We start from the raw sequence: 22,715 nt of genomic DNA on the forward strand, positions 1-22,715 counted from the left end.
CCCGGACCAGAAGCGACAGCGCGGTGTGCTGCAAGGCCGGGAGGGGCCACTGACGGCACACGAGACGCTTTTGGGGGGCTTGAACCTATGGACCCGAACAACCGGGGACCCGAGGAGTACGGCCATGACGACGACGGCGGCTCGCCGCGTCAGCGGCCTCCCAGGGACTCCCTCACATCCGACTTCGCCCAGCACTCGCCCGCGCTCGCCCGCACGGTGCAGCTCGTGGCGGGTGACTTCCTGCTCACCGTCAACCCCGTCGACGGCAGCGAGATAGAGGTCTGCCCGCCCGGCGAGCGACCCGGACGGCCCGAGAAGTTCGGCGCCGCCGACCGCGCCGAGGTGGACCGCGCGGCCCGCCCGCCGGTCCCCGCCGGACCGACCCGCACCGCGCTGCCGCTCCTGGCCCGCCAGGACGAGCGCGAGCGACTCGTACGGCTGCTCGCCCGCGGCCGCTCGGTACGCCTGACCGGCCCCGCCGGCTCCGGCCGCACCAGCCTCCTCGACGTCGTCGCCGAGGACTGCGGGGACCTCGCCCCCGACGGTGTGGTCCGCCTCACCGGCTTCAACCGCACGGCGAGCGAGCTGCTGTACGACCTCTTCTACGCCGTCTTCGACTCGCCCCTGCACCGCCCGGACCGGGACGAGCTGCTCTCCTGTGTCCGGGAGATCGGCGCGGTCGTCGTCCTCGACGACATCGAGTTCGGCGGCGCCGCCCTCGACGAACTCCTCGACGCCACCCCCGAGTGCGCGTTCGTGATCGGCGCGACCCCCGACGTACCCGCGCCCTCGGCCGACTCCGCCGTCGAGGAGGTCTTCCTCAGCGGCCTGGAGCGCGCCGACGGTGTGGAGCTCCTGGAGCGCGCCGTCGGCCGGGTGCTGACGGAGGAGGAGTCGAACTGGGCGGGCGACCTCTGGTTCGAGTCCGAGGGCCTGCCCCTGCGCTTCGTCCAGGCCGGTGCCCTGCTCCGCCAGCGCGACCGGCTGCGGGCCGGGGCGAACGCCGTCGACGAGTTCGGCGTCTTCGCCGACGCGGCCCCGGTGGACGCCCCGTTCGGCTCCGACGAGGGCGAGGACATACCCCTGCCCGCGCTCGGCGAGGCCGCGGCACCCGCCCCGCTGCTCGCCGCCCGGCTGAGCGAGTCCGCGCGCGCCACCCTGCGGTTCGCCGTCGCGCTCGGCGGCGAGGTGCCCCACCAGGCGCACCTGCCCGCGCTGATCGGCGACACCCACGCGGACGCCGCCCTCGGTGAGCTCGCGGACTGCGGTCTGGTCTCCCCGGTCGGCTCCCGCTACCGGCTCGCCGCCGGTGTCCTCACCCAGCTGGAGGCCGCCGGATACGGCGACGACATCGAGACCCGCGCCCACACCGCCGCCCGGCACTACGGCTGGTGGGCCGGACACCCCTCGGTCACCCCCGAGCGGGTGTGCGCGGAGGCCGATGCCCTGCTGGCCGCCCTCGCCGTCCTGGTCCCGGCGACCCTCGCCCCCGACGAGGGCGAGGAGGCCGTCACCGTGCAGCTGGCCCGCACGGCGGCGCCCGCGTTCGCCGCCGGCGGCCACTGGGGCGCCTGGGAGCGTTCTCTGCGGGCCGGCTCCGAGGCCTCCCGGCTCGCCGGTGAGGTGTCCGAACAGGCCTACTTCCACCACGAGCTCGGCATCCTCGCCCTCTGCGGCGGACAGCTCGACCGGGCCCGCGCCGAACTGGAGGCCTCCATCGGCCTGCGCGGCGCCCTCGCCGACAAGCGCGGCACCGTCGCGGGCCGCCGCGCCCTCGCTCTGGTCTCCGACCGGGACGGCAGCGCGTCCGGCCTGGCCGCGGGTCTCGGCGCGACGGCGGGCGAGGAGGTGCCCGACGCCCGGTACGACGAGTCCGCCTCACCGCCCGGGGGAGTCCCCGCGGCCTTCCCGACGCTCCAGCCGCCGGCCGACTCGCAGACGATCGTCGTCCACCGCACCCCTGGCCCCGCGCCCTCCCGTAAGGCCCGGGGCGGACTCAGGGGCCTCGCCAAGCGCAACCTCGTCGCGGCAGGCGCGGGCGCGCTGCTGGTCGCGGTGCTCGGCACGGTCGTGACACTGGGCGCCACCTCCGACAACGACCCCAACGCCCCCTCCAACCAGGTCGGTCCCAACCCGTCGGCCAGCGTCGGCATCGACGACGGCAACCTCGGCGCGGACGTCCCGAAGAACGACGACGGCAAGGGCGACACGGGCACGGCGACGTCCCGTCCGACCGACCCCGGGCCCGACGGGACGTACGGCACTTCGGACGATCCGACGCCGACGGGTGGGGCGGAGCCGTCCGACGATCCGAGCGGGACGAAGGGGACGGGGAGCACCCCGAGTTCTCCGAGGCCGTCGACGCCGAGGCCCTCGAGCCCTTCGAGCCCTTCGACGTCGCCTTCCGGCAAGCCGTCGGGCAGTCCGTCCGGCTCGGCGTCACCGTCCAGCTCGCCGTCGGAGTCGGCGACGCCCACCCCGACCGACACGACCCCCAGCAACTCCACCTCGGCCAGCGGCCCCGCCTCCAGCGCCCCGGTGGAGACCAGCAGCTCCGCCAGTGCCTCGGCAAGCGACTCCCAGCAGGTCATCTGACGTACCGCACGCAAGAGGGCCGGGTCCAGGAAGCGGACCCGGCCCTCGTCGTAGAAGAACCCGGCGTGGAAGAAGACGCGCTGTCAGAACAGCCGCAGCTTGTCGTCCTCGATGCCCCGCAGCGCGTTGTAGTCCATGACGTGGCAGCTGATGCCGCGGTCGGTCGCGAGGACGCGGGCCTGCGGCTTGATCTCCTGCGCGGCGAAGATGCCGCGGACCGGGGCGAGATGGGGGTCGCGGTTCAACAGGTCGAGGTAGCGCGTGAGTTGCTCGACGCCGTCGATCTCGCCGCGCCGCTTGATCTCCACCGCCACCGTCTGGCCGTCGGCGTCCCGGCACAGGATGTCGACCGGGCCGATGGCCGTCATGTACTCACGCCGGATCAGGGTGTAGCCGTCTCCGAGCGTTTCGATGCGGTCGGCGAGCAGTTCCTGAAGGTGCGCTTCCACGCCGTCCTTGATCAGGCCGGGATCCACGCCGAGTTCGTGCGAGGAGTCGTGGAGAACTTCCTCCATCGTGATGATGAGCTTCTCGCCCGCCTTGTTGATGACGGTCCACACGCCTTCCTCTTCGCCGGTCCCCTCCTTCAACGTGCAGGGCGGCGACATCCAGTTCAGGGGCTTGTAGGCCCGGTCGTCGGCGTGGATGGAGACGCTTCCGTCGGCCTTCACCAGGATCAGACGGGGGGCCGAGGGCAGGTGGGCGGTGAGCCGGCCCGCGTAGTCGACGGAACACCGGGCAATGACGAGACGCATGGTCGGCAACGCTACTCGACGGGCGCATGTCCACGCGATTCGGCCCGTATGGCTGTGGAGAAACCCTGTTCACTTGTGGCCGATTGTGGGCCTGTTGGGAGCGCCCTTTGTTCGCATTCTCCTGGTGCCGCCACCGCCCGTTGCCTACCGTAGTAAACGGGAGGTCGCGAAGCGTGTACCCAGCGTGTCCGGCACCGCGAACTCCCTCATCTGTCCGGCAACCCCTGAGCGATCGGGGGTGCGAGAGGAGAACCCATGTCGCTCGACGTCTCACCGGCCCTACTCGAGAAGGCCGAGCGAGGCGAGGTCGACGAAGCCGAATTCGTCGACTGCGTCCGGACCTCCCTGCCCTACGCATGGGAGATGATCAGCTCCCTGGTGGCCCAGCTGAAGGTCGACGGCGGCAACTTCGCCGACAACCAGACGCCCCCGCCGGACGAGCAGGCACGCGGTCAGCTGCTGCGTGCGCTTGCGAGTGACGCGATACGCGGCGCGCTTCAGCGGCACTTCGGTGTGCGGCTGGCCTTCCAGAACTGCCACCGGGTGGCGGTGTTCCCGTCGGACTCCTCTGTCGACGAGACGCTGGCCCGCTTCACCTCGGTGCGCAGTCAGCTGCTGAACCAGTCTCCGGAGTTCCGGGACTGCTGAGGCGGCGCCGCTCGCTTGCCGCTCCGTACGCGGGAGGTGCATCAGTACCGGGGCGGCAAGCTCCCGCCGGACAGGGTTGTTCCGTTTCAGGTCAGGTGCGGCAGCACTTCCGCACCCAGCTGCCGTACGTTCTCCTCGGTGGCCGCCAGGTCTCCCGAGCCCTCGACGAGCAGGGCGAAACGGGAGATGCCCGTCCGTTCGCTGGTCGCCGCGAGGCGGTCGGCGCACAGCCGGGGGGTGCCCACCGGGTGCAGTCCGCAGAGCAGTTCGGTGTAGGCCACCGGATCGCGCATCTGCCGCGAGCGGCCGTCGACGGTGACATGGGCACCGAGTCCCTGCCTGAGCCAGCCCGGCATCGCCTTCACCAGAGCCTCCACCGCGTCCGTGCGCCGGTCCGCGATCTGGCAGACACCGGCCGAGACATGGGGCGCTTCCAGGACCTTCTCCGGCGCGTGTCCGGCGGCGCGCGCCTGCCTGCGCCACAGGGCGACCATCTCCGCCTTCTCCTCGTCCCCGACATGCATCCCGAGCAGCATCGGCAGCCCGCGCCGGGCGGCCAGCCGGACGCTCGCCGGGGAGGTGCAGGCGACGATCACCTCCGGACCCTCCCCTTCCGTGAACGACTCCGACGGCCGGGGCACGACGGGCACCTCACGGAACCGGAACCGCTCCCCGGACGCCCCGACGCGGGGTTCGCGCAGCCAGCGCACCAGCAGATCGAGTGATTCCGGGAACCCCTTCTCGTACGCCTGGAGACCCGACCCGAACACCTCCAGGTCGACCCACGGACCGCCGCGCCCCACGCCCAGCGAGAAGCGCCCGCCGCTCGTCATGTGCAGCAGCGCGGCCTGCTCGCCGAGGGCCACGGGGTGCACCGTCGGCAGCACGCTCACGGCGGTGCCGACGCGGATACGGCGGGTGCGGCCCAGCAGCAGGGCCGCCAGGGTGATCGCCGACGGGCAGGTGCCGTACGGCACGAAGTGGTGTTCTGCCAGCCAGACCGCGTCGAGGCCGGCCTCCTCCGCGATCTCGGCCGAGCGGACCGCGCGGTGCAGCGCCTCCCCCTGGCCCTGTCCCGGGAACTGTGCCGCCAGGACGAAAGTTCCTACGTGCATGTGCTTTTCCTGCTTCCTTGGCTCCGACACGGAGCTCCCCCACTCGGCATAACCGTCTGACACGTGCCGAGGACACGGTCTGGCGGAGAGATTTGCCGATTGTCTGCAGAATGGGCGCCCCCGAGGGGGACTTGTGGGGGTTGGTGCCCTACGCGTACCCCGCCGCGTGCCGCGTAGGCTGGACGCGGTACCTGCTTCCTGTATAGCCCCGTGAGGTGTCCTGTGTCCCCGCGTCGCAACCGACCCAAGGGTTCCGGTTCGTCGGACCCGTCCGGCCGGAGTGCCGAGGACGACCGTTCCGGCCGCTACGGCGGCTTCCAGTCCTCGACGCACTGGCAGGGCGAGGACTGGAACGTCCGGCACGTGGCGGGGGCGAGCGCGCAGGGCAAGACCTACCGCTGCCCGGGCTGCGACCAGATGATCCCGGACGGCGTCCCGCACGTCGTGGCCTGGCCGGACCACTCGGGTGTCGACGAGCGCAGACACTGGCACAAGGCCTGCTGGAACGCGCGGGACCGCCGCACCACGCGGGTGCAGCGGTCCCGTAACGCGCCGAGGTTCTGAGGGGCTTACACGTCCCGCTTCTCCAGCAGGGCGAAGGCGCCGGCGTACGCGGCGGCCGTCACTCCGACGATGATCCACAGCGGATCCCAGCCCGAAGGGCCGGTCTCGGTCAGGGAGTTGGAGTAGAAGACGCTGAGCTGGTTCGGGATGGAGTACTCGAACAGCGCCTGGCGCACGCCCTCCAGGGACTGCGAGAACATGAACAGCGCGATGACCAGCGGGGCCAGCACGACACCGATCATGATGGTGATCGCGCCCGCGGAGTGCCGGATGATCGAGCCGATGACCAGCGAGAGCAGGCCGAGCAGGGCGATGTAGAGCGAGATGCCGAAGGTGCCCTTCAGCCACTCCTGGCCGGTCGGGGTCCGGGCGTCCAGCAGGGCCACGTCGATCAGGGCGACGACGACGACCGACACCAGGGTGGTCACGAAGGCGACGGCGAAGAACACGACCGACTTCGCCGCCAGGACCCGGCCGCGGGAGGGACAGGCGACCATCGTCGTACGGATCATGCCGGTGCCGTACTCCGAGGCCGTGGTCAGCACGCCGAGCGTGATGACGCACATGTTGCCGAGCAGCAGCCCGAAGAAGCCGAACGACAGCGGGTTCTCGTCCCGCAGACTGTCCTGGGACGCGTTGGCCGCGAGCAGCGCGGCGACCGCGAGGCCGATCCCGACGTTGAGCACGACGAACACGCCCAGCGTCCAGATCGTCGACCGCACCGACCGGATCTTCGTCCACTCCGACGCGATGGCGTGCCCGAGGTGCGTGCGCACGACGGGGATCGGCGAGGTGTAGCCGGTGTACGGCGGCCCACCCGCCGCCTGCCGGTTCGGTACGGCGGCCTGGGCCTGCGGCATCGAAGGCTGCGGGGTGCTCATCGGGCGTCCTCGGGCTGGGTCGGGGCGGGTCCCTGCGGGGCGGGGGCGTGCGCCGGGGGCTGGGGGCCGCTCTGGGGGGCCGCCGGGCCCGCCTGGGCGTACGGGTTGGGCGCGCCGGCGCCGGGGCCGCCGTAGGGGCCCGGCTGCGGCTGGCCCTGCGGGCCCGCGAACGGCTGCCCGCCCTGCTGGGGCGGCGGCGGGGCGTACCAGCCCGGCTGGCCCTGGCCCGGGACGGGCATGGGGGGCTGCGCGCCCGGCGGAAGGGGCTGCATCAGCCCCTCCTTCTGGTCGATGGTCGAGCGGTAGTCCACCGCGCCCTGCGTCATCCGCATGTACGCCTCCTCCAGCGAGGCCTGGTGCGGCGACAGCTCCCACAGGCGTACGTCCGTGTCGTGCGCGATGTCGCTGATGCGGGGGAGCGGCAGCCCCGTCACCCGCAGCGCGCCGTCCTGCTCGGGCAGGACGTGCCCGCCCGCCTCGGTGATCGCGGCCGACAGCTTCTCGCGCAGCTGCGGCTCGGTGTCGGGCGTCCGCACGCGTGCGAAGCCCGCGGAGTTCGCGGCGATGAAGTCATGGATGCTCATGTCGGCGAGCAGCTGCCCGCGCCCGATGACGATGAGATGGTCCGCGGTCAGCGCCATCTCGCTCATCAGGTGGGAGGAGACGAAGACCGTACGGCCCTCCGCGGCCAGCGCCTTCATCAGGTTGCGCACCCAGAGGATGCCCTCGGGGTCGAGCCCGTTGACCGGCTCGTCGAAGAGCAGCACCTGGGGGTCGCCGAGCAGCGCGGCCGCTATGCCGAGCCGCTGGCCCATGCCGAGCGAGAATCCCTTGGAACGCTTCCTGGCCACGTCCTGGAGACCGACCACGCCCAGCACCTCGTCCACCCGGCGGGCCGGGATCCCGGACAGCTGGGCCAGGCACAGCAGGTGGTTACGGGCCGCCCGTCCGCCGTGCACGGCCTTGGCGTCGATCAGCGCGCCGACCTGCCGGGCCGCGTTCGGCAGCCTGCGATACGGGTAGCCGCCGATCGTCACCTGCCCCGAGGTGGGGTTGTCCAGCCCGAGGATCATCCGCATGGTCGTCGACTTGCCCGAGCCGTTGGGGCCCAGGAAGCCGGTGACGGTGCCGGGACGCACCTGGAAGGAAAGGTTGTACACAGCGGTCTTGTCGCCGTAGCGCTTGGTCAGGCCGACTGCCTCGATCATGCTCCGCACCCATCGCAAGGTTCAGGACAGCGGGGCACACGCCCCCCGTAAGGGTTAGGAGCTTATCGGGACGCTGACGGTTCCGTTCAAATGAAAGCAAAGGCTCTTCGCGTCACGCGTCCCGCTTCTTCAACAGGACATAACCACCGATCAGTGCCACCGCCACCCACAGCGCCATGATCCCGAGCCCGCCCCAGGGACCGTACGGGGTGTCGTCGTCGATCGGGGTGACCACCTGCATGATCTTGCTGCCGGCCTGGTCCGGCAGGAACCGGCCGATCTTCTTAGTCGCCGAGACGTTGCCCAGGATGTTGGAGATCAGGAAGAAGAACGGCATCAGGATGCCCAGCGACAGCATCGGCGAGCGCAGCATCGCGGCGACGCCCATCGAGAACATCGCGATGAGGGTCATGTAGACGCCGCCGCCGATCACGGCACGCAGGACGCCCGGGTCACCGATCTCCGCCCGGTGCGAGCCGAGCATCGCCTGCCCGAGGAAGAAGGTGACGAAGCTGGTGACGAGACCGACGGCCAGCGAGAGCCCGGTGGCGACCGCGATCTTGCCGGCCAGGAAGGTGCCGCGCTGTGGGACGGCGGCCAGCGAGGTACGGATCATGCCGGTGCTGTACTCGTTCGAGACGACGAGCACCCCGAACACGATCATCGCGAGCTGCCCGAGGCTCATCCCGGCGAAGCTGATGAACGTCGGGTCGAAGGAGAGCTTGTCCGCGCGGCTCATGTTGTCGAACTCGTTCTTCGACAGGGCCGAGATCAGGATGCCGAGCCCGATGGTGACGACCACGGCGAGGGAGAGCGTCCACACCGTGGAGGCCACCGAACGGATCTTGGTCCACTCGGAACGGAGGACCTGGGTCGCCGCCATGGTCAGTTCCCCTTCCAGCCGTCGCCCCACTGCTGGGGTGGCACGTCGGCGGGTGTGTCGGTGTGGGCGTGGTACTCGACCGACTCCGCGGTCAGCTGCATGAACGCCTCCTCCAGGGAGGCCTGTTGGGGGCTGAGTTCGTGCAGCACGATCTGGTGCTGGGCGGCCAGCTCGCCGATGTACTCGGACTTGCTGCCGTCGACCTCCAGCGTGCCGTTGCCCGTCTCCACGACGGTGACCCCGGCGGCGTGCAGCACGTCCAGCAGCCGCTCGCGCTGCGGGGTGCGGATGCGGACGTAGGACCGCGAGTTCTGCGCGATGAAGTCGGCCATGGAGGTGTCGGCGAGCAGCCGCCCCTGGCCGATGACGACGAGGTGGTCGGCGGTCAGCGCCATCTCGCTCATGAGATGGGAGGAGACGAAGACCGTACGGCCCTGTGCGGCAAGGGACTTCATCAGGTTGCGGATCCAGTGGATGCCCTCGGGGTCGAGCCCGTTGACCGGCTCGTCGAACATCAGGATGCGGGGGTCACCGAGCAGCGCGCCCGCGATGCCGAGCCGCTGGCCCATACCGAGCGAGAAGCCCTTGGCCTTCTTCCTCGCGACGGCGGTGAGACCGACCGTGTCGAGGACCTCGTCCACCCGCTTCCTCGGGATGCCGTTGCTCTGCGCGAGACACAGCAGGTGGTTGAAGGCGCTGCGGCCGCCGTGCATGGCCTTGGCGTCCAGCAGCGCGCCGATGTACTTGAACGGATCCTTGAGCTGGTCGTAGTGCTTGCCGTCGATGCGCACGTCCCCGGCGGTGGGCCGGTCCAGGCCCAGCATCATGCGCATGGTGGTCGACTTGCCGGCGCCGTTGGGGCCGAGGAAACCCGTGACGATGCCCGGTCTGACGGTGAAGGTCAGGTTGTTGACCGCCACCTTCTCGCCGTACCGCTTCGTCAGGCCCGTCAGCTCGATCATGCGGACCACGCTAGGTGCGCGCCGGAGCAGATGCCACTCCTATGGGCAAACGGAGACCGACGGATGCGGTAAGAAACCCGAACGCCTCCCGGACACGCCAAAGGCCCGCACCTGTCGGGGGAGAAGGTGCGGGCCCTTGATGCCGTCAGGCGGTGTTACCGGGACTGCTGAGCCGGAACCCCACGGGAGATCGGCTCGTCCTCGACCGGGGAGCCGGCGGCGGCCACCGCGGCACCCGTGAGCGTGGCGAGCATCTCGCGGACGTTCGTCAGCTGGGCGTTGATCGAGTCGCGACGGTTCGTCAGGGCCGCGAGCTCACGCTCGGATTCCGAACGGATGCGGTCGGCCTTGGCGTTGGCGTCGGCCACGATGTCCTCGGCCTGGCGCTGCGCGGTCTCCACCGTCTGGCGGGCGCGGCGCTCGGCGTCGGTGCGCAGCTTCTCGGCCTCCAGGCGCAGCTGCTCCGCGCGGTGCTCGATCTCCGCGAGACGCTTCTCCGCCTTCTGCTGACGCGAGGCCAGGTCGCGCTCGGACTGCTCCCGGCGCTTGGCGAGGTTCGTCTCGAAGTCGGCGGCGGCCTGCGCGGCCTTGGCGCGGGTCTCCTCGAAGAGGGCGTCGGCCTCCTCGCGCTTCTGCTGCGCGTCCTTCTGCGCCTCCTGGCGCAGCTGGGAGGAGTCGCTCTTGGCCTTCTCGACGATCCGGACGCCTTCGTCCTCGGCCTTGGACTTGCGCTCCGCAGCGAACGATTCTGCGTCGTTGCGGACCTGCTGGGCCGCCGACTCGGCGAGTTCGCGGTGCTGCTCGGCCGCGCGACGGGCCTCCTCGCGCAGGTCCTTGGCCTCCTCCTCGGCGAGGCGGAGGATCTTCTCGACACGCGCGCCGAGACCGGCGTACGACGGCTCGGCGTCGGACACCTGGGCCTGGGCGTTCTGCGTCTCGAGATGGAGCTCCTCGATGCGCTTTTCCAGGGCGGTGATGCGGGAGAGAGCGCTGTCACGGTCGGAGACGAGCTTGGAGATCCGTTCGTCCACCTGAGCGCGGTCGTACCCACGCCGCACAAGCTCGAAGCCGTAGGGGGAAGTGTCGCTCATGGGGTTCCTGTCAAATGAGACCGGTGAGGTGATAGGGGGAATCCTAGGGGCCGAAGCGGTGTGTCATCGAGCGGATACGTGTTTGATCTGGAGAATGACACCCCTTTTGAGTGGCTAACCCTCGGACGGCTTGCCAAAAACTTGGTCAAAGGCCCCAGACGGCACCGGATTCCGACCAGTCGGTCAGCTGTCCGACGGCTTACCCGAACGAGGGGCGCCGATCGAGGCACCCGCCTTGACGCCACCGTCCTTGCCCGCAGACGGGGCCTCGAAGGACTCCAACGCCTCAAGGACATCCTGGACACGGGAGATCTCCGTGTTGATGTCCTCGCGGCGGCGGACCAGGACCTCGAGTTCGCGCTTGCCCTCCTCGACCGTGCGCTTGGCCTCGCGGATCGCCTCGGCCTTGAGCTCCTCGGCCTCCCGGACCAGCGTGGCCTTCTTCTGCTCGGCCTCCTTCAGGAGCCCCTCGGCCTTCTTGACCGCGGCGATGCGCACCTTGCCGGCCTCCGAATTGGCCTCCGAGACCAGCTCCTTGGCCTTCGCATGCGCCTTCGCGAGCTGTTCCTCCGAGGCCTTGATGAGCGCGTCGCAGCGGTCACCGGTCGACTTCATCGTCTCCGCGGCCTCACGGCGGGCCCGCTCGTGCAGCGCCTCGATCTCGCCGGTGATCCGGTCGCGCAGCTCCTCCGCGCGCTCCCTTATCGCGGTGGCGTCCCGGCGGGCACCGACGAGCAACTCGTCCGCGTCCGTACGGGCCTTCTCCACGCGCGCGTTGCCCTCGACCGTCGCCTCGGACACCAGGCGGTCGGCCTCCGTGCGGGCCGCGCCCACCATGGTGTCGGCCTGCGCCTCCGCGTCCGCGGTGGTCTTCTGCGCCTGCTGCTGCGCCTCGGTCAGCAGCTTGTCCGCCTCGGCGGCGGTCTCCGTGATGAGCGTGTCGACCTGCTCGGCCGCCTCGGAACGCCGCTTGTTGGCGTCCTTGCGGGCCTCGTCGAGGGTGCGATCGGCCTCCGCGCGCGCGGAGTTGACCAGCTCCTCGGCCGCGGCCGCCGCGTCCGCCCTGACCCGCTCGGCCTCGCTGCGGATCCGCTCCGCGTGCCGCTGCGCCTGCCCGACCGTGTCGGCGGCCTCGGCCCGCAGCCGCTCCGCGTCCCCGGCGGCCTCCCCGATCAACTGCTCGGCCTTGGCGACCGACTCCACGCGTACCCGCTCCGCCTCGGCGACCGTCTCCGTCCGCAGCCGGTCGGTGTCGGCGAGGGTCTCCTCGGTGAGCCGCTCCGCCTCGCTGCGCGCCTCGGTGATGAGGGTGTCGGCCTGCCGCGCCGCGTCCGAGCGGATGCGGTTGGCGTCCTCGCGGGCGTCCGCCCGGGTACGGGAGGCGTCCTGCTCGGCCTGGGCGATCGCGTCCGAGGCCTCGGTGCGCGCCCGCTGGGCGTACTCGGCCGACTCGGACCTGAGCCGCTCCGCCTCCGCGATCGCCTCCGAGACGGTGCGCTCGGCAAGGGACTTGGCGGCGTCCGTCTCCTCGGCGGCCTCGCGCCGGATCCGGGCCGCGTCCTCGCTGGCCCGCTCCCGCTCCGAGTAGGCGTCCGAGCGGACCCGGTCGGCCTCCTCCTGGGCCTCGCGACGGGTGCGGTCCGCCACGTGCTCGGCGGCGGAGCGCAGCCCGGTGATCTCCTCCTGCGCCTGCTCGTGCAGCCCGGCGACCGAGTCCCGCACCTGCTGGGCGTGCTGCTCGGCGGCCGACACCATCTCGGTGGCCCGCCGGTCCGCCTCCTCGACCAGACGTACGGCCTCGGCCTGGGCCTCCTCCACGCGGTTACGCGCCGAGGCGAGCAGTTCCTCGCTCTGCTCGCGGGCCCGCTCGCGCTCCTGGTCGGCCTCCTGGCGGGCCGAGCCGAGATACTCCTCGGCCTCGCGGCGGCGCCGGTTGGCCTCCTCCTGGGCGGCGGCCAGCGTCTCGGACGCCTCGGTGGCGAGCCGCTCGGCGGCGGCCTGCGCCTCCGCCCGCACCCGGTCCGCGGTGTCCTGGGCCTCGGTCTTGAGCCGCTCCGCCTCCGCCGCGGCCTCGGAACGCAGCCGTACGGCGACGGCCTCGCCCTCGGCGCGGGAGGCGGACGCGTCGGATGCGGCCTCGGTGCGCAGCCGGTCGGCCTCCGCCTCCGCCTGCTGCTGCAGGGTGCGGATGCGCTCGGCGGCCTCGCCGCGCAGCCGGTCTGACTCCTCGGCGGCCTCGCGGCGGATCCGCGCGGCCTCCTCACGGGCCTCCGCCAGGGCCTGCTCGGCGGCGGCGAGGCGCTCCTCGGCCTCGCTGCGCAGCCGGGTCAGTTCGTCGGCGGCCTCGGCACGGCGTGCCTCTATGGCCCGCTCGGTCTCCTCACGCAGTTCGAGGGCGCCGCGCTCGGCGGCGGCTGTGATCTCCTCGGACAGTTCGACGGCCTCGGCGCGCTGCCGTTCGGCCTCGTTGCGGGTGCGCTCCAGGGTTTCCTCGGCCTGCCGGCGCAGCGCGGTGGCGCGCTCGATGGCCTCGGTGCGGACCTTCTCGCTGTCCGTGGTGGCACTCTGGCGCAGCTCGTCGGCGTCCGCCTTGGCCTTGGAGAGCAGCTCCTCGGCGGTCTTGGCGGCTTCCTCGATCTGCTGGACGGCCTCCTTGCGGGCCTCCGCGCGGATCTTCTCGCCCTCGGCGACCGCGTCGGCGCGCAGCTGCTCGGCCTCGCCGCGCAGCCGACGGGCCTCCTCCTGCAGCTCGACCGTCTTGGCCCGGTACTCCTTGGTGTCGTCCTTCGCGGAGCCCTTGAGCTGCTCGGCGATGTCGTGCGCCTCGGCCCGCAGCCGGTCCGCCTCGGTCTCCGCCTCGCGGCGGATCCGCTCGGCCTCCTCGGCGGCGGCCCTGGTGGTCCGCTGCGCGTCCTCCTGCGCCTTGTTGAGGACGTCCTCGGCGGTCTTGGCCGCCTTGGACAGCTGGGTCGCGCTCTCCTCGGCGGTGAGCGTACGGGCCTTCTCGGCGGCCTCGGTGACGATCTTCTCGGCCTCGGCGCGGGCGTCGGCGACGATCTGCTCGGCGGCGGCCTTGGTGGCCTCGGCCTCCTCACTGGCCTCGGTGACCAGCCGGGCGACCTGCTCCTTGGCCGTACGGGTGCGCTGCTCGTTGGCCGACTCCGCGCCGGCGAGCGTCTTCTCGGCGGCCGACTTCGCCTCGGTGAGCACCTTCTCGGCCTCGGCCTGCGCCTTGCGCAGCGCCTCCTCGGCCTCCGCCATCCGCTGTTCGGCGGCCCGGCTCAGCTCGGTGGCCTGGCGGCGGGCGCTGTCCGACTCGGTCGCGGTGGAGGTGCGCAGCTGCTCGGCGTGGTCGGTGGCCTCCTGGGCCTGCGTGGAGGCGGCGTCCAGGAGGCGCTCGGCGTCCGCGCGGGCACGGCGCAGCAGCTGCTCGGCCTCCGCGCGGGCGGTCTCGGCCTCGCTCTGCAGGCGCTGGCGGGCCTCACTGGTGACCCGCTCGGCCTCGGCGCGGGCGGCCGCCATGGCCTGCTCGGCCTCGGCGCGGGACTCCTCCAGGAGCCGTCGCGCCTGGGACTCGCTGCGGGCACGCAGCTGCTCGGCCCACGCCACGTTCTCGTTGACGTGCGACTCGACGGTCTGCCGGCGCTCGGCCAGCTCCTGGTCGAGCTGCTGGCGTCGGGTGACGGCCTCCTGGTGCAGCTCCGCCTGCAGACGCGCGGCCTGCTCGGCGTGCTCCTGGAGGATGCGCTGGGTCTGGGCGCGGACCTGGCTCAGCTCGCGCTCGGCGTCCTGCCGCAACTGGTCGGCCTGGATCTGCGCGTTCCGCAGCAACTGCTCGGCCTGGTAGCCGATGTCACCGCCGCCGAATTCGGGCCGGGACATGAGGGTGCGCCGCGCCTCGTGCAACTTGGCGCGCAGCACCTCGACCTGGTAGCCGAGGTCCTCGGCGTGCTGGATCGCCTTTTCCCGCTCGGTCTTCAGCCGATCCATCTCGGCCTCGAACCGAGAGAGGTGGTCGACGTCAGCCGCCGGCTCTCGCTCCTGGCGTTCGTAGCCCCGCACTGCGCGGTCCCATCCGTCCCCTGGTCGCAAGTCTCTCCAAACGAGCCCCGTCCATCCGCCGAACGGGGCCCCCGGGGAATGGTGTCAGATCACGACGGAGCATGGGCTGCTGCCCGTCGCTCGTCCCCCGAAACCCGGACCCCGGCTCGGTTCTGCCGCCATGGGCAGGACCCGGTCGCCCTGGGAAGAGCGGCGACCGCCCCCAACCCTACCGGCCCATATGTACGAGGGTCAGTGCTCAGGTGACTCAACAGGCGCCGAAGTGACCAGTTCTGTCAGTACGCCATGGCAATCCTTGGGGTGCAGGAAGGTGATCCGTGACCCCATGGAGCCGCGTCGCGGCTCCTCGTACAGGACGCGCACGCCCTTGTCCTTGATGTCCGCGGCGTCCTGGTCGACGCCCGCCGTGCCGAAAGCGATGTGGTGGACGCCCTCGCCGTTCTTGTCCAGCCACTTGGCGACGGTCGAGTCGGGGCGGGTCGGCTCCAGAAGCTGCAGGTAGGAGGCACCGCCGTCGGATGTCTCGTTGATCTTGAGCATGGCCTCGCGCACGCCCTGCTCCTCGTTGACCTCGGAGTGGAACACCTCGAAGCCGTAGGTGGTCCGATAGAACTCGACGGTCTTGTCGAGGTCGAAACAGGCGATTCCGATGTGGTCGATTCGCGTCAGCATGTAGTCAGTGCATCGCTCCCGAAACGGTTACGCAACGTGCGCGCGATCACACCGACGGCCGGGTGACGGCACGGAGTGCCACTCAGTACATTCGATGTAAACCCTCGTTCACTCCTCGGCAGTGCAGCCGGTAAGGGGATCGCAGCTCATGTCTGGATCGAACAGCACGACCTCGGTGATCGTCGCGGGCGCCCGTACGCCCATGGGACGGTTGCTGGGCTCGCTGAAGTCCTTCTCCGGAGCCGACCTCGGCGGCTTCGCGATCAAGGCCGCCCTCGACCGTGCGGGAATCGGCGGCGACCAGGTGCAGTACGTCATCATGGGCCAGGTCCTCCAGGCCGGTGCGGGCCAGATCCCGGCCCGTCAGGCGGCCGTGAAGGCCGGCATCCCGATGAACGTCCCGGCGCTCACCATCAACAAGGTGTGTCTGTCCGGCCTCGACGCGATCGCGCTGGCCGACCAGCTGATCCGCGCGGGCGAGTTCGACGTGATCGTCGCGGGCGGCCAGGAGTCCATGACCAACGCCCCCCACCTGCTCCCGAAGTCCCGCGAGGGCTTCAAGTACGGCGCGATCGAGATGCTCGACGCGATGGCCTACGACGGCCTGACCGACGCCTACGAGAACATCCCCATGGGCGAGTCCACGGAGAAGCACAACACGCGGCTCGGCATCCAGCGCCCCGAGCAGGACGAGATCGGCGCCCTGTCCCACCAGCGTGCCGCCGCCGCGCAGAAGAACGGCGTCTTCGAGGCCGAGATCACCCCGGTCGAGATCCCGCAGCGCAAGGGCGAGGCGGTCGTCTTCAGCAAGGACGAGGGCATCCGCGGCGACACCACGGCCGAGTCCCTGGGCAAGCTGCGTCCCGCGTTCACCAAGGACGGCACCATCACCGCCGGCACCTCCTCGCAGATCTCGGACGGTGCGGCGGCCGTGGTCGTGATGAGCAAGACCAAGGCGCAGGAGCTGGGCCTGGAGTGGATCGCCGAGATCGGCGCCCACGGAAACGTGGCGGGTCCGGACAACTCCCTGCAGTCCCAGCCGTCCAACGCGATCCTGCACGCCCTCAAGAAGGAGGGCCTGGAAGTCTCCGACCTCGACCTGATCGAGATCAACGAGGCCTTCGCCGCGGTCGCCGTCCAGTCGATGAAGGACCTCGGCGTGTCCACCGAAAAGGTGAACGTGAACGGCGGCGCGATCGCCCTCGGTCACCCCATCGGCATGTCCGGCGCCCGGCTCGTCCTGCACCTCGCCCTGGAGCTCAAGCGGCGCGGCGGCGGTGTCGGCGCGGCCGCCCTGTGCGGCGGCGGCGGTCAGGGTGACGCGCTGATCGTGCGGGTACCCAAGGCCTGAGTCCCCCTCGCTGAACGGAGCTGTGATGCAGGACGTCTCCTCGCTGGTCGCCCAGGCCAGGGAAGGCCGGCCGCGGGCCGTGGCCCGGCTGATCTCCCTCGTCGAGGGGGCGTCCCCGCAGCTCAGGGAGGTCATGGCGACGCTCGCCCCGCTCACCGGCAACGCGTACGTGGTGGGCCTGACGGGCTCGCCCGGGGTGGGCAAGTCGACGTCCACCTCGGCTCTCGTGACGGCCTACCGCAAGCAGGGCAGGCGGGTCGGCGTCCTGGCCGTCGACCCGTCGTCCCCGTTCTCGGGCGGCGCCCTGCTCGGCGACCGGGTGCGCATGTCGGACCACGCCTCCGACCCCGGCGTCTACATCCGCTCCATGGCGACCCGCGGCCACCTCGGCGGTCTCGCCTGGGCCGCCCCGCAGGCCATCCGGGTCCTGGACGCGGCCGGCTGCGACGTGGTCCTGGTCGAGACGGTGGGCGTCGGCCAGTCGGAGGTGGAGATCGCCTCCCAGGCGGACACCTCCGTGGTGCTGCTCGCCCCCGGCATGGGCGACGGCATCCAGGCGGCCAAGGCCGGAATCCTGGAGATCGGTGACGTCTACGTCGTCAACAAGGCCGACCGCGACGGCGCCGACGCGACCGCCCGCGAGCTCAACCACATGCTGGGCCTGGGCGAGTCACGGCGGCCCGGCGACTGGCGCCCGCCGATCGTCAAGACGGTCGCCGCCCGCGCGGAGGGCATCGACGAGGTCGTGGAAGCCCTGGAGAAGCACCGCGCCTGGATGGAGGAGCACGGCGTCCTCGCCGAGCGCCGCCGCGCCCGTGCCGCCCACGAGGTCGAGACGATCGCCGTCACCGCCCTGCGCGAACGCATCGGCGACCTCAGGGGAGACCGCCGCCTGGACGCCCTCGCCGACCGGATCGTCTCCGGCGAGCTCGACCCCTACCGGGCCGCGGACGAGCTGGTGAAGGGCCTCACCCGGGGCTGAGCCCCAGCCGCGGTGCCCTGACCACGGCACGGGGTGCCGCGACCCCGCGTAGCGGCCGGCTCAGGCGTCGTCGTCGCGGTCCTGGGTGACCTTGCCCGAGTCCAGGGCGACCTTCCACTCGCCCCGCTTGCCGTCCCTCACTGTGTCCACGCTCCACGCCACGGTGCCGTTGTCGTCGTCGAGGCCGACCTCGGTCACCGTGCCCTTCGTGGCGGCGGCCAGCGCGGCCTCGCGGGCGTCTGTGTGGGCGCCCTTCACCGCGGCGAGCTCGGCGCGGTCGTCGGCGTCGCTGTCGTCATCACTGTCGCGCTGGGCGCCGAGCACCTGGCCGGAGTCCGGGGTGATCCGCACGTCGTACTCGGTGCCGTCGCCCTTGACGACGGTCACCTCCCACGCGTCGGCGCCGTCGTCGTCCAGGTCGGCGGAGAGGGCGGTGCCCGGGGTGTGCTTCAGGGCGGCCGCGATCGCCTCGGGGGCGGTGACACCGCCGCTGCCGGCCGCCGTACGGCCGTCCGAGGGGTCGTCCCCCGCCGCGAAAGCCGCAACCGTGCCGCCGGTGGCCAGCGCGGCGGCGGTGAGGGCGGCGATGACGATGTTGCGCTTCATGCGGATTCCTCCAGAGCCGGTCTGCTTCGTTCTGCTTCGTTCGTTTTCGACGACAACCAAGCTGCCGGAGGACCGCTGAAGCCGACCTGAAGCCTCCTGAACGCGTCTTCAGGTTCGGTTTGCCACCCTGTACGGATGCGCCCGCCCGTCGCCCACCACCACCCTGCTCGAGACGCTGCGCGTCACCCCTTTCGATGCTTGATCGTCGAGGACGAGAAACGACTGGCCCTCTCCCTCGCCAAGGGCCTCACCGCCGAGGGCTACGCCGTCGACGTCGTCCACGACGGCCGGGAGGGACTGCACCGGGCCACCGAAGGGTCGTACGACCTGGTGATCCTCGACATCATGCTGCCCGGCCTCAACGGCTACCGGGTCTGCGCCGCCCTGCGCGCCGCGGGCCACGAGGTGCCGATCCTGATGCTCACCGCCAAGGACGGCGAGTACGACGAGGCCGACGGCCTGGACACCGGCGCCGACGACTACCTGACCAAGCCCTTCTCCTACGTCGTCCTGGTCGCCCGGATCAAGGCGTTGCTGCGTCGACGTGGACAGGGTGCAGGGGCGTCGCCGGTGCTCGAATGCGGCGGGTTGAGGATCGACACCGCCGCCCGCCGGGTCTTCCTCGACGGCGGCGAGGTCACCCTCACCGCGAAGGAGTTCTCGGTGCTGGAGCAGCTCGCGGTGCGGGCCGGCGAGGTGGTCTCCAAGGCGCAGATCCTGGAGCACGTCTGGGACTTCGCGTACGACGGCGATCCCAACATCGTCGAGGTGTACGTCAGCACCCTGCGCCGGAAGCTGGACGCGGGCCTCATTCGCACGGTCCGCGGTGCCGGGTACCGGCTGGAGGCCGGGAGATGAGGCGACTGTTCGGCTCGGTCCGGGCGCGGGCCACGCTGGCCGCGACCGCGGTGGTGGCCGTGGCCCTGGTCGCGGCCGGGGCTGCCGTGCTGCTCTCCCTGCGGGCCAACCTGATCGACCAGGCGGGCACCCAGGCCGAGCGGGCCGCGCGGAACGTCGCCGCCGACCTCTCCGGCGGGACGCCGTACACGGGCCTGGAACTGGACGACGACGAGCCGGTCCAGGTCGTGGACGCGCACGGCCGCCTGGTCGCGGCCACCGAGCACCTGGAACACATCAGCGGCACGGGCGTCACCGAGGTGAAGCCGCAGTCGCCGGCGGGCGGCACGGGCGGCACGCCCGGCGCCGTGGGGACAGAAGACCCCGACGACTCCGATGACGTAGCGGCGGGGGTTGACGCGGCCGGGGACACCCCTTCCGCCCTCGAGCCCGGCGAGATCGCCGACGACGTGCGGCTCACGGCCGGCTCCGCCACGATCGACGGGAAGCCCGCCGACTACCGCTTCGCGGCCGTGGAGGTCGAGGTCCCCGACAGGGGCACCCTCACCGTGTACGCGGGCGCCTCCCTGGACCCCGAACAGGGCGCGGTGGGCACCGCCCAGACCGTCATGCTGGTCGGCTTCCCGCTGCTGCTCGGTGTCGTCGCCGCCGTGACCTGGCTGGTCACCCGGCGTGCGCTGCGCCCGGTCGAGGGCATCCGCGCCGAGATGGCCGCGATCACCGCCTCCGAGGACCTCGCCCGCCGGGTCCCGGTGCCGGACACCCACGACGAGGTCGCCCGCCTCGCCCGCACCACCAACGAGACGCTGGCCGCGCTGGAGACCTCCGTCGAGCGCCAGCGCCGGTTCGTCGCCGACGCCTCGCACGAGCTGCGCAGCCCCATCGCCTCGCTCCGGACCCAGCTGGAAGTGGCCGCCGCCCATCCGGAGCTGCTGGACCTGGAGGGGGCGGTCGAGGACACCGTACGGCTGCAGCACCTGGCCGCGGACCTGCTGTTGCTGGCCCGCCTGGACGCGGGGGAGCGGCCGCAGAACACGCGGTTCGACCTCGCCGGGGTGGTCCGGGAGCAGGCGGCGGGCCGGACGGGCGTGACCGTCGACGCCGAGGGCGTGGAAGTGGCCGGATCGCGGGGGCAGGTGGAGCGGCTGCTGGCCAATCTCCTCGACAACGCCCAGCGGCACGCCCGTTCACGCGTCGCCGTGGCCGTACGGCAGGCCGGGCGGCAGGCGGTGGTCGAGGTCGCCGACGACGGGACCGGGGTGCCGGTGGGGGATCGGGAGCGGATCTTCGAGCGGTTCGTGCGGCTGGACGAGGCGCGGGCCCGGGACGACGGCGGCGCGGGGCTGGGGCTCGCCATCGCGCGGGACGTGGCCGTGCGGCACGGCGGGACGCTGACGGTCCGTGACACGACGGCAGGCGGAGCCCTGTTCGAGCTCCGCCTGCCGGTTGCCTAGCCGTGTCCCCGTGTCAGGGACGCCCCCGCTGCCCGCGCAGGTGCTCCGCGATCGGCTTCAGGGCCTTGTCCAGCTCCGTCAGGGACTCGGGCGGCACGAGGTCGATGAAGTGCCTCCGCACAGACGCCACATGATGGGGCGCGACCTTCTGCATCGTCTCCATGCCGTGCTCGGTCAGGACCGCGTACAGGCCGCGGCGGTCGGACTCGCAGTTCTCGCGCCGGACCAGGTCCGCGTTCTCCATGCGGGTGATCTGGTGCGAGAGCCGGCTCTTGGACTGGAGGGTGGCGGACGCGAGATCGCTCATCCGCATCCGTACGCCCTCCGACTCGGAGAGATTGACCAGGATCTCGTAGTCGTTCATCGTCAGGCCGAACGGCTGAAGGTCCCTCTCAAGCTGATACGTCAACAGCCTGTTGACCTCCAGGTGGGTGCGCCAGGCGCACTGCTCCGCATCGGTCAGCCAGCGCGTGGCCGTCTCGGTCTCCATGAATGAAGTCTACCTAAAAGGTTGAAAGGCGAACTAATGAGGGTGGCGTGACGGCGCGCACACGTTCGACGTCACACTCCGCAGACTACCGCTCACAGCCCGAAGCGACGCTGGAGGTCCCCCAGCTGTCCGGGAAGGCGCGGTACCCCCGGCTGCTGTGGCTGCCCTGTGGGTACCCCGTGACCACCGGGCACTCCGGGCTCGGAGGGAACCATCCCCGTGGCCTGCTCGGCCATCAGGACCTCGGTCGACTGGAGCAGCACGGTGCCGGCCCCCACGAACTCGAACTGGTGCTCTTCCCCGGAGGCCCCGCCCATGCCTGTCATCGCACGTAGGCCGCCCATCAGACCGGTCATGTACCCGTGGTCGTAGTGGTGGCACGGCGAGGGGCAGTCCGCCCAGCCCACAAGCGCTTGCGGGTCCACCCGGATCGGGGGCTCCATGAACACCACCGGGCCGTTGGAGGCCGCCACGAACTTTCCGGTTCCGATGAGGGTCAGGAAGCCCGGCACGATCGACTGCTTCAGCGCGAGACTTGGCTGAAAAGCGAGCAGATTGCCCGAGCGAATGGTCAGGTTGCCGTCCTCGAGGTCGTACGAATTCACGTCGAAGGCCCGGTCGGCGAGGAGCATCTTGCCCGAGCCCTGCGCCACGACCCAGTCGCTCGCGTGCAGAGGCGAATGGAACGACGTACGGATCAGACCGTCGAGTCGGCCGTGTCCGATGCCGTTGAAATCCATCTGCCCGTAGTAGGCGATCATCTTCCCCTTCTGCAGGAACCACTGGCTCCCCTTGAGCTCCACGCAGAAGGTGTAGTTGTTGACGTTGTCGTCCGACGGCAGCGTCATCGGGTCGTACACGGTGGGGCCCGCGCCCGGGTAGTGGCTCACAGCTTCTCCTCGGACGCCTGGACGTAGACCACGCCGTTCCCGCTGAGCTCCAGCTGGAAGGCCTCGCCGGAGCCGCGGCCCACCATGTCGCGCCAGCCGAGCGCCGTCGACAGCTTGTTGCGGACGTCGCCGTAGTGGGCGACGTAGGCCTGCGGGTCGACATGGACCGGGCGCTGCGGGGTGATCGGGACCTCGAAGACCCCGCCGTGGGCCATGACGGCCACCGAGCCGTGGCCCTTGAGCGTGGTCGTGAAGAGGCCCTGGCCGCTGATCTGACCGCGCACCATGCCCATGACGCCACCCTGGGAGCCCATGAACATGGTGCCCTGCTGGAGGGTGCCCTCGAAGGCGAGCAGGCGGTCCGCCTCGACGAACAGGGTGTCGCCGGAGAGGTTGACGACCGTGACGTGGTGGCCGCCGTGTCCGAAGAGCACGGTGCCGCTGCCCTCGACGGTCATCAGGGGCGTGTCCTCGTTGGCCACGCGCCGGCCGATCATCGACATGACGCCGCCCTGGCCGCCCTGGATGTTGGGCGTGAAGGACACCTCGCCCTTGTACGCCAGCATCGCGCCGCGCTGGCTGAACAGCCGCTGGCCCGGCAGGACGGTCGCCTCGACCATCTTGGAGTTGATCTCGCGGAAGGGCATG

General features: G+C 71.3%; 20 protein-coding genes. 7 read left to right on the forward strand and 13 right to left on the reverse strand.

Annotated features, from left to right (window positions below; genetic code table 11):
• Window positions 1-87: 87 nt before the first annotated feature.
• Window positions 88-2,595, forward strand: a complete 2,508-nt coding sequence (locus ABZT06_RS36720; protein WP_355751299.1) for an ATP-binding protein — start codon at window positions 88-90, stop codon at window positions 2,593-2,595.
• Between the two features lie 83 nt (window positions 2,596-2,678).
• Here ABZT06_RS36720 and nucS read toward each other — a convergent pair whose 3' ends face one another.
• A complete protein-coding gene (nucS, locus tag ABZT06_RS36725; RefSeq protein WP_355751302.1) occupies window positions 2,679-3,350 on the reverse strand; it encodes an endonuclease NucS in 672 nt (223 codons plus the stop codon).
• Window positions 3,351-3,605: 255 nt separating this feature from the next.
• On the opposite strand from nucS, the gene ABZT06_RS36730 reads away from it, so the two are divergent.
• Window positions 3,606-3,998 (forward strand): SCO5389 family protein, encoded by a 393-nt coding sequence (locus ABZT06_RS36730; RefSeq protein WP_355751304.1) that lies wholly within the window; start codon window positions 3,606-3,608, stop codon window positions 3,996-3,998.
• A gap of 86 nt (window positions 3,999-4,084) precedes the next feature.
• Here ABZT06_RS36730 and ABZT06_RS36735 read toward each other — a convergent pair whose 3' ends face one another.
• Complete coding sequence (locus ABZT06_RS36735; RefSeq protein ID WP_355751307.1) at window positions 4,085-5,113, reverse strand: LLM class flavin-dependent oxidoreductase; 1,029 nt, start codon at window positions 5,111-5,113, stop codon at window positions 4,085-4,087.
• A gap of 222 nt (window positions 5,114-5,335) precedes the next feature.
• On the opposite strand from ABZT06_RS36735, the gene ABZT06_RS36740 reads away from it, so the two are divergent.
• Window positions 5,336-5,677 (forward strand): ATP/GTP-binding protein, encoded by a 342-nt coding sequence (locus ABZT06_RS36740; RefSeq protein ID WP_355751309.1) that lies wholly within the window; start codon window positions 5,336-5,338, stop codon window positions 5,675-5,677.
• A gap of 5 nt (window positions 5,678-5,682) precedes the next feature.
• On the opposite strand, the gene ABZT06_RS36745 is transcribed toward ABZT06_RS36740, so the two are convergent.
• From ABZT06_RS36745 to mce, 7 genes are all read right to left on the reverse strand, one after another.
• A complete protein-coding gene (locus ABZT06_RS36745) occupies window positions 5,683-6,558 on the reverse strand; it encodes an ABC transporter permease subunit (protein ID WP_355751311.1) in 876 nt (291 codons plus the stop codon).
• Entirely contained in the window at window positions 6,555-7,766 is a 1,212-nt protein-coding gene (locus tag ABZT06_RS36750; protein WP_355751314.1) for an ABC transporter ATP-binding protein, read from the reverse strand. The genes ABZT06_RS36745 and ABZT06_RS36750 overlap by 4 nt, the downstream gene beginning before the upstream one ends.
• 112 nt (window positions 7,767-7,878) lie before the next feature.
• Window positions 7,879-8,649: an ABC transporter permease gene (locus ABZT06_RS36755; protein WP_355751316.1), complete on the reverse strand. Its 771-nt coding sequence runs from the start codon at window positions 8,647-8,649 to the stop codon at window positions 7,879-7,881.
• A 2-nt stretch (window positions 8,650-8,651) separates the two neighbouring features.
• Window positions 8,652-9,611 (reverse strand): ABC transporter ATP-binding protein, encoded by a 960-nt coding sequence (locus ABZT06_RS36760; RefSeq protein ID WP_355751319.1) that lies wholly within the window; start codon window positions 9,609-9,611, stop codon window positions 8,652-8,654.
• 155 nt (window positions 9,612-9,766) lie between these two features.
• On the reverse strand, window positions 9,767-10,702 hold the full coding sequence (locus ABZT06_RS36765) for a cellulose-binding protein (protein ID WP_355751323.1): 936 nt from the start codon (window positions 10,700-10,702) through the stop codon (window positions 9,767-9,769).
• 183 nt (window positions 10,703-10,885) lie between these two features.
• Entirely contained in the window at window positions 10,886-14,764 is a 3,879-nt protein-coding gene (scy, locus tag ABZT06_RS36770; protein ID WP_355751326.1) for a polarized growth protein Scy, read from the reverse strand.
• Window positions 14,765-14,995: 231 nt separating this feature from the next.
• Window positions 14,996-15,436, reverse strand: a complete 441-nt coding sequence (gene mce / locus ABZT06_RS36775; RefSeq protein ID WP_355751329.1) for a methylmalonyl-CoA epimerase — start codon at window positions 15,434-15,436, stop codon at window positions 14,996-14,998.
• 148 nt (window positions 15,437-15,584) lie between these two features.
• Between mce and ABZT06_RS36780 the strand changes: the two genes are divergently transcribed.
• Both ABZT06_RS36780 and meaB read left to right on the forward strand, forming a co-directional pair.
• Window positions 15,585-16,787 (forward strand): acetyl-CoA C-acetyltransferase, encoded by a 1,203-nt coding sequence (locus ABZT06_RS36780; RefSeq protein WP_355751332.1) that lies wholly within the window; start codon window positions 15,585-15,587, stop codon window positions 16,785-16,787.
• A gap of 25 nt (window positions 16,788-16,812) precedes the next feature.
• The gene (gene meaB / locus ABZT06_RS36785; RefSeq protein WP_355751335.1) at window positions 16,813-17,769 is read left to right on the forward strand and encodes a methylmalonyl Co-A mutase-associated GTPase MeaB; all 957 of its coding nucleotides are present in this window, start codon (window positions 16,813-16,815) and stop codon (window positions 17,767-17,769) included.
• Between the two features lie 60 nt (window positions 17,770-17,829).
• Here meaB and ABZT06_RS36790 read toward each other — a convergent pair whose 3' ends face one another.
• The gene (locus ABZT06_RS36790; RefSeq protein ID WP_355751338.1) at window positions 17,830-18,375 is read right to left on the reverse strand and encodes a PepSY domain-containing protein; all 546 of its coding nucleotides are present in this window, start codon (window positions 18,373-18,375) and stop codon (window positions 17,830-17,832) included.
• Between the two features lie 198 nt (window positions 18,376-18,573).
• Here ABZT06_RS36790 and ABZT06_RS36795 point away from each other — a divergent pair, with 198 nt between their 5' ends.
• Entirely contained in the window at window positions 18,574-19,233 is a 660-nt protein-coding gene (locus tag ABZT06_RS36795) for a response regulator transcription factor (protein WP_355751341.1), read from the forward strand.
• Complete coding sequence (locus ABZT06_RS36800; protein ID WP_355751344.1) at window positions 19,230-20,687, forward strand: HAMP domain-containing sensor histidine kinase; 1,458 nt, start codon at window positions 19,230-19,232, stop codon at window positions 20,685-20,687. The genes ABZT06_RS36795 and ABZT06_RS36800 overlap by 4 nt, the downstream gene beginning before the upstream one ends.
• Before the next feature lie 13 nt (window positions 20,688-20,700).
• Here ABZT06_RS36800 and ABZT06_RS36805 read toward each other — a convergent pair whose 3' ends face one another.
• The 3 genes from ABZT06_RS36805 to ABZT06_RS36815 all read right to left on the reverse strand — a co-directional run bounded on the left by ABZT06_RS36805 (window position 20,701) and on the right by ABZT06_RS36815 (window position 22,714).
• Window positions 20,701-21,177: a MarR family transcriptional regulator gene (locus ABZT06_RS36805; protein ID WP_266527040.1), complete on the reverse strand. Its 477-nt coding sequence runs from the start codon at window positions 21,175-21,177 to the stop codon at window positions 20,701-20,703.
• Between the two features lie 92 nt (window positions 21,178-21,269).
• A complete protein-coding gene (locus ABZT06_RS36810; protein ID WP_355751349.1) occupies window positions 21,270-22,067 on the reverse strand; it encodes an AIM24 family protein in 798 nt (265 codons plus the stop codon).
• Window positions 22,064-22,714: an AIM24 family protein gene (locus ABZT06_RS36815; protein WP_355751352.1), complete on the reverse strand. Its 651-nt coding sequence runs from the start codon at window positions 22,712-22,714 to the stop codon at window positions 22,064-22,066. The genes ABZT06_RS36810 and ABZT06_RS36815 overlap by 4 nt, the downstream gene beginning before the upstream one ends.
• Window position 22,715 lies beyond the last annotated feature (1 nt).

It is taken from the genome of Streptomyces sp. NPDC005483, assembly GCF_040606035.1.
In the GTDB taxonomy this organism is placed as follows: Bacteria; Actinomycetota; Actinomycetes; order Streptomycetales; family Streptomycetaceae; genus Streptomyces.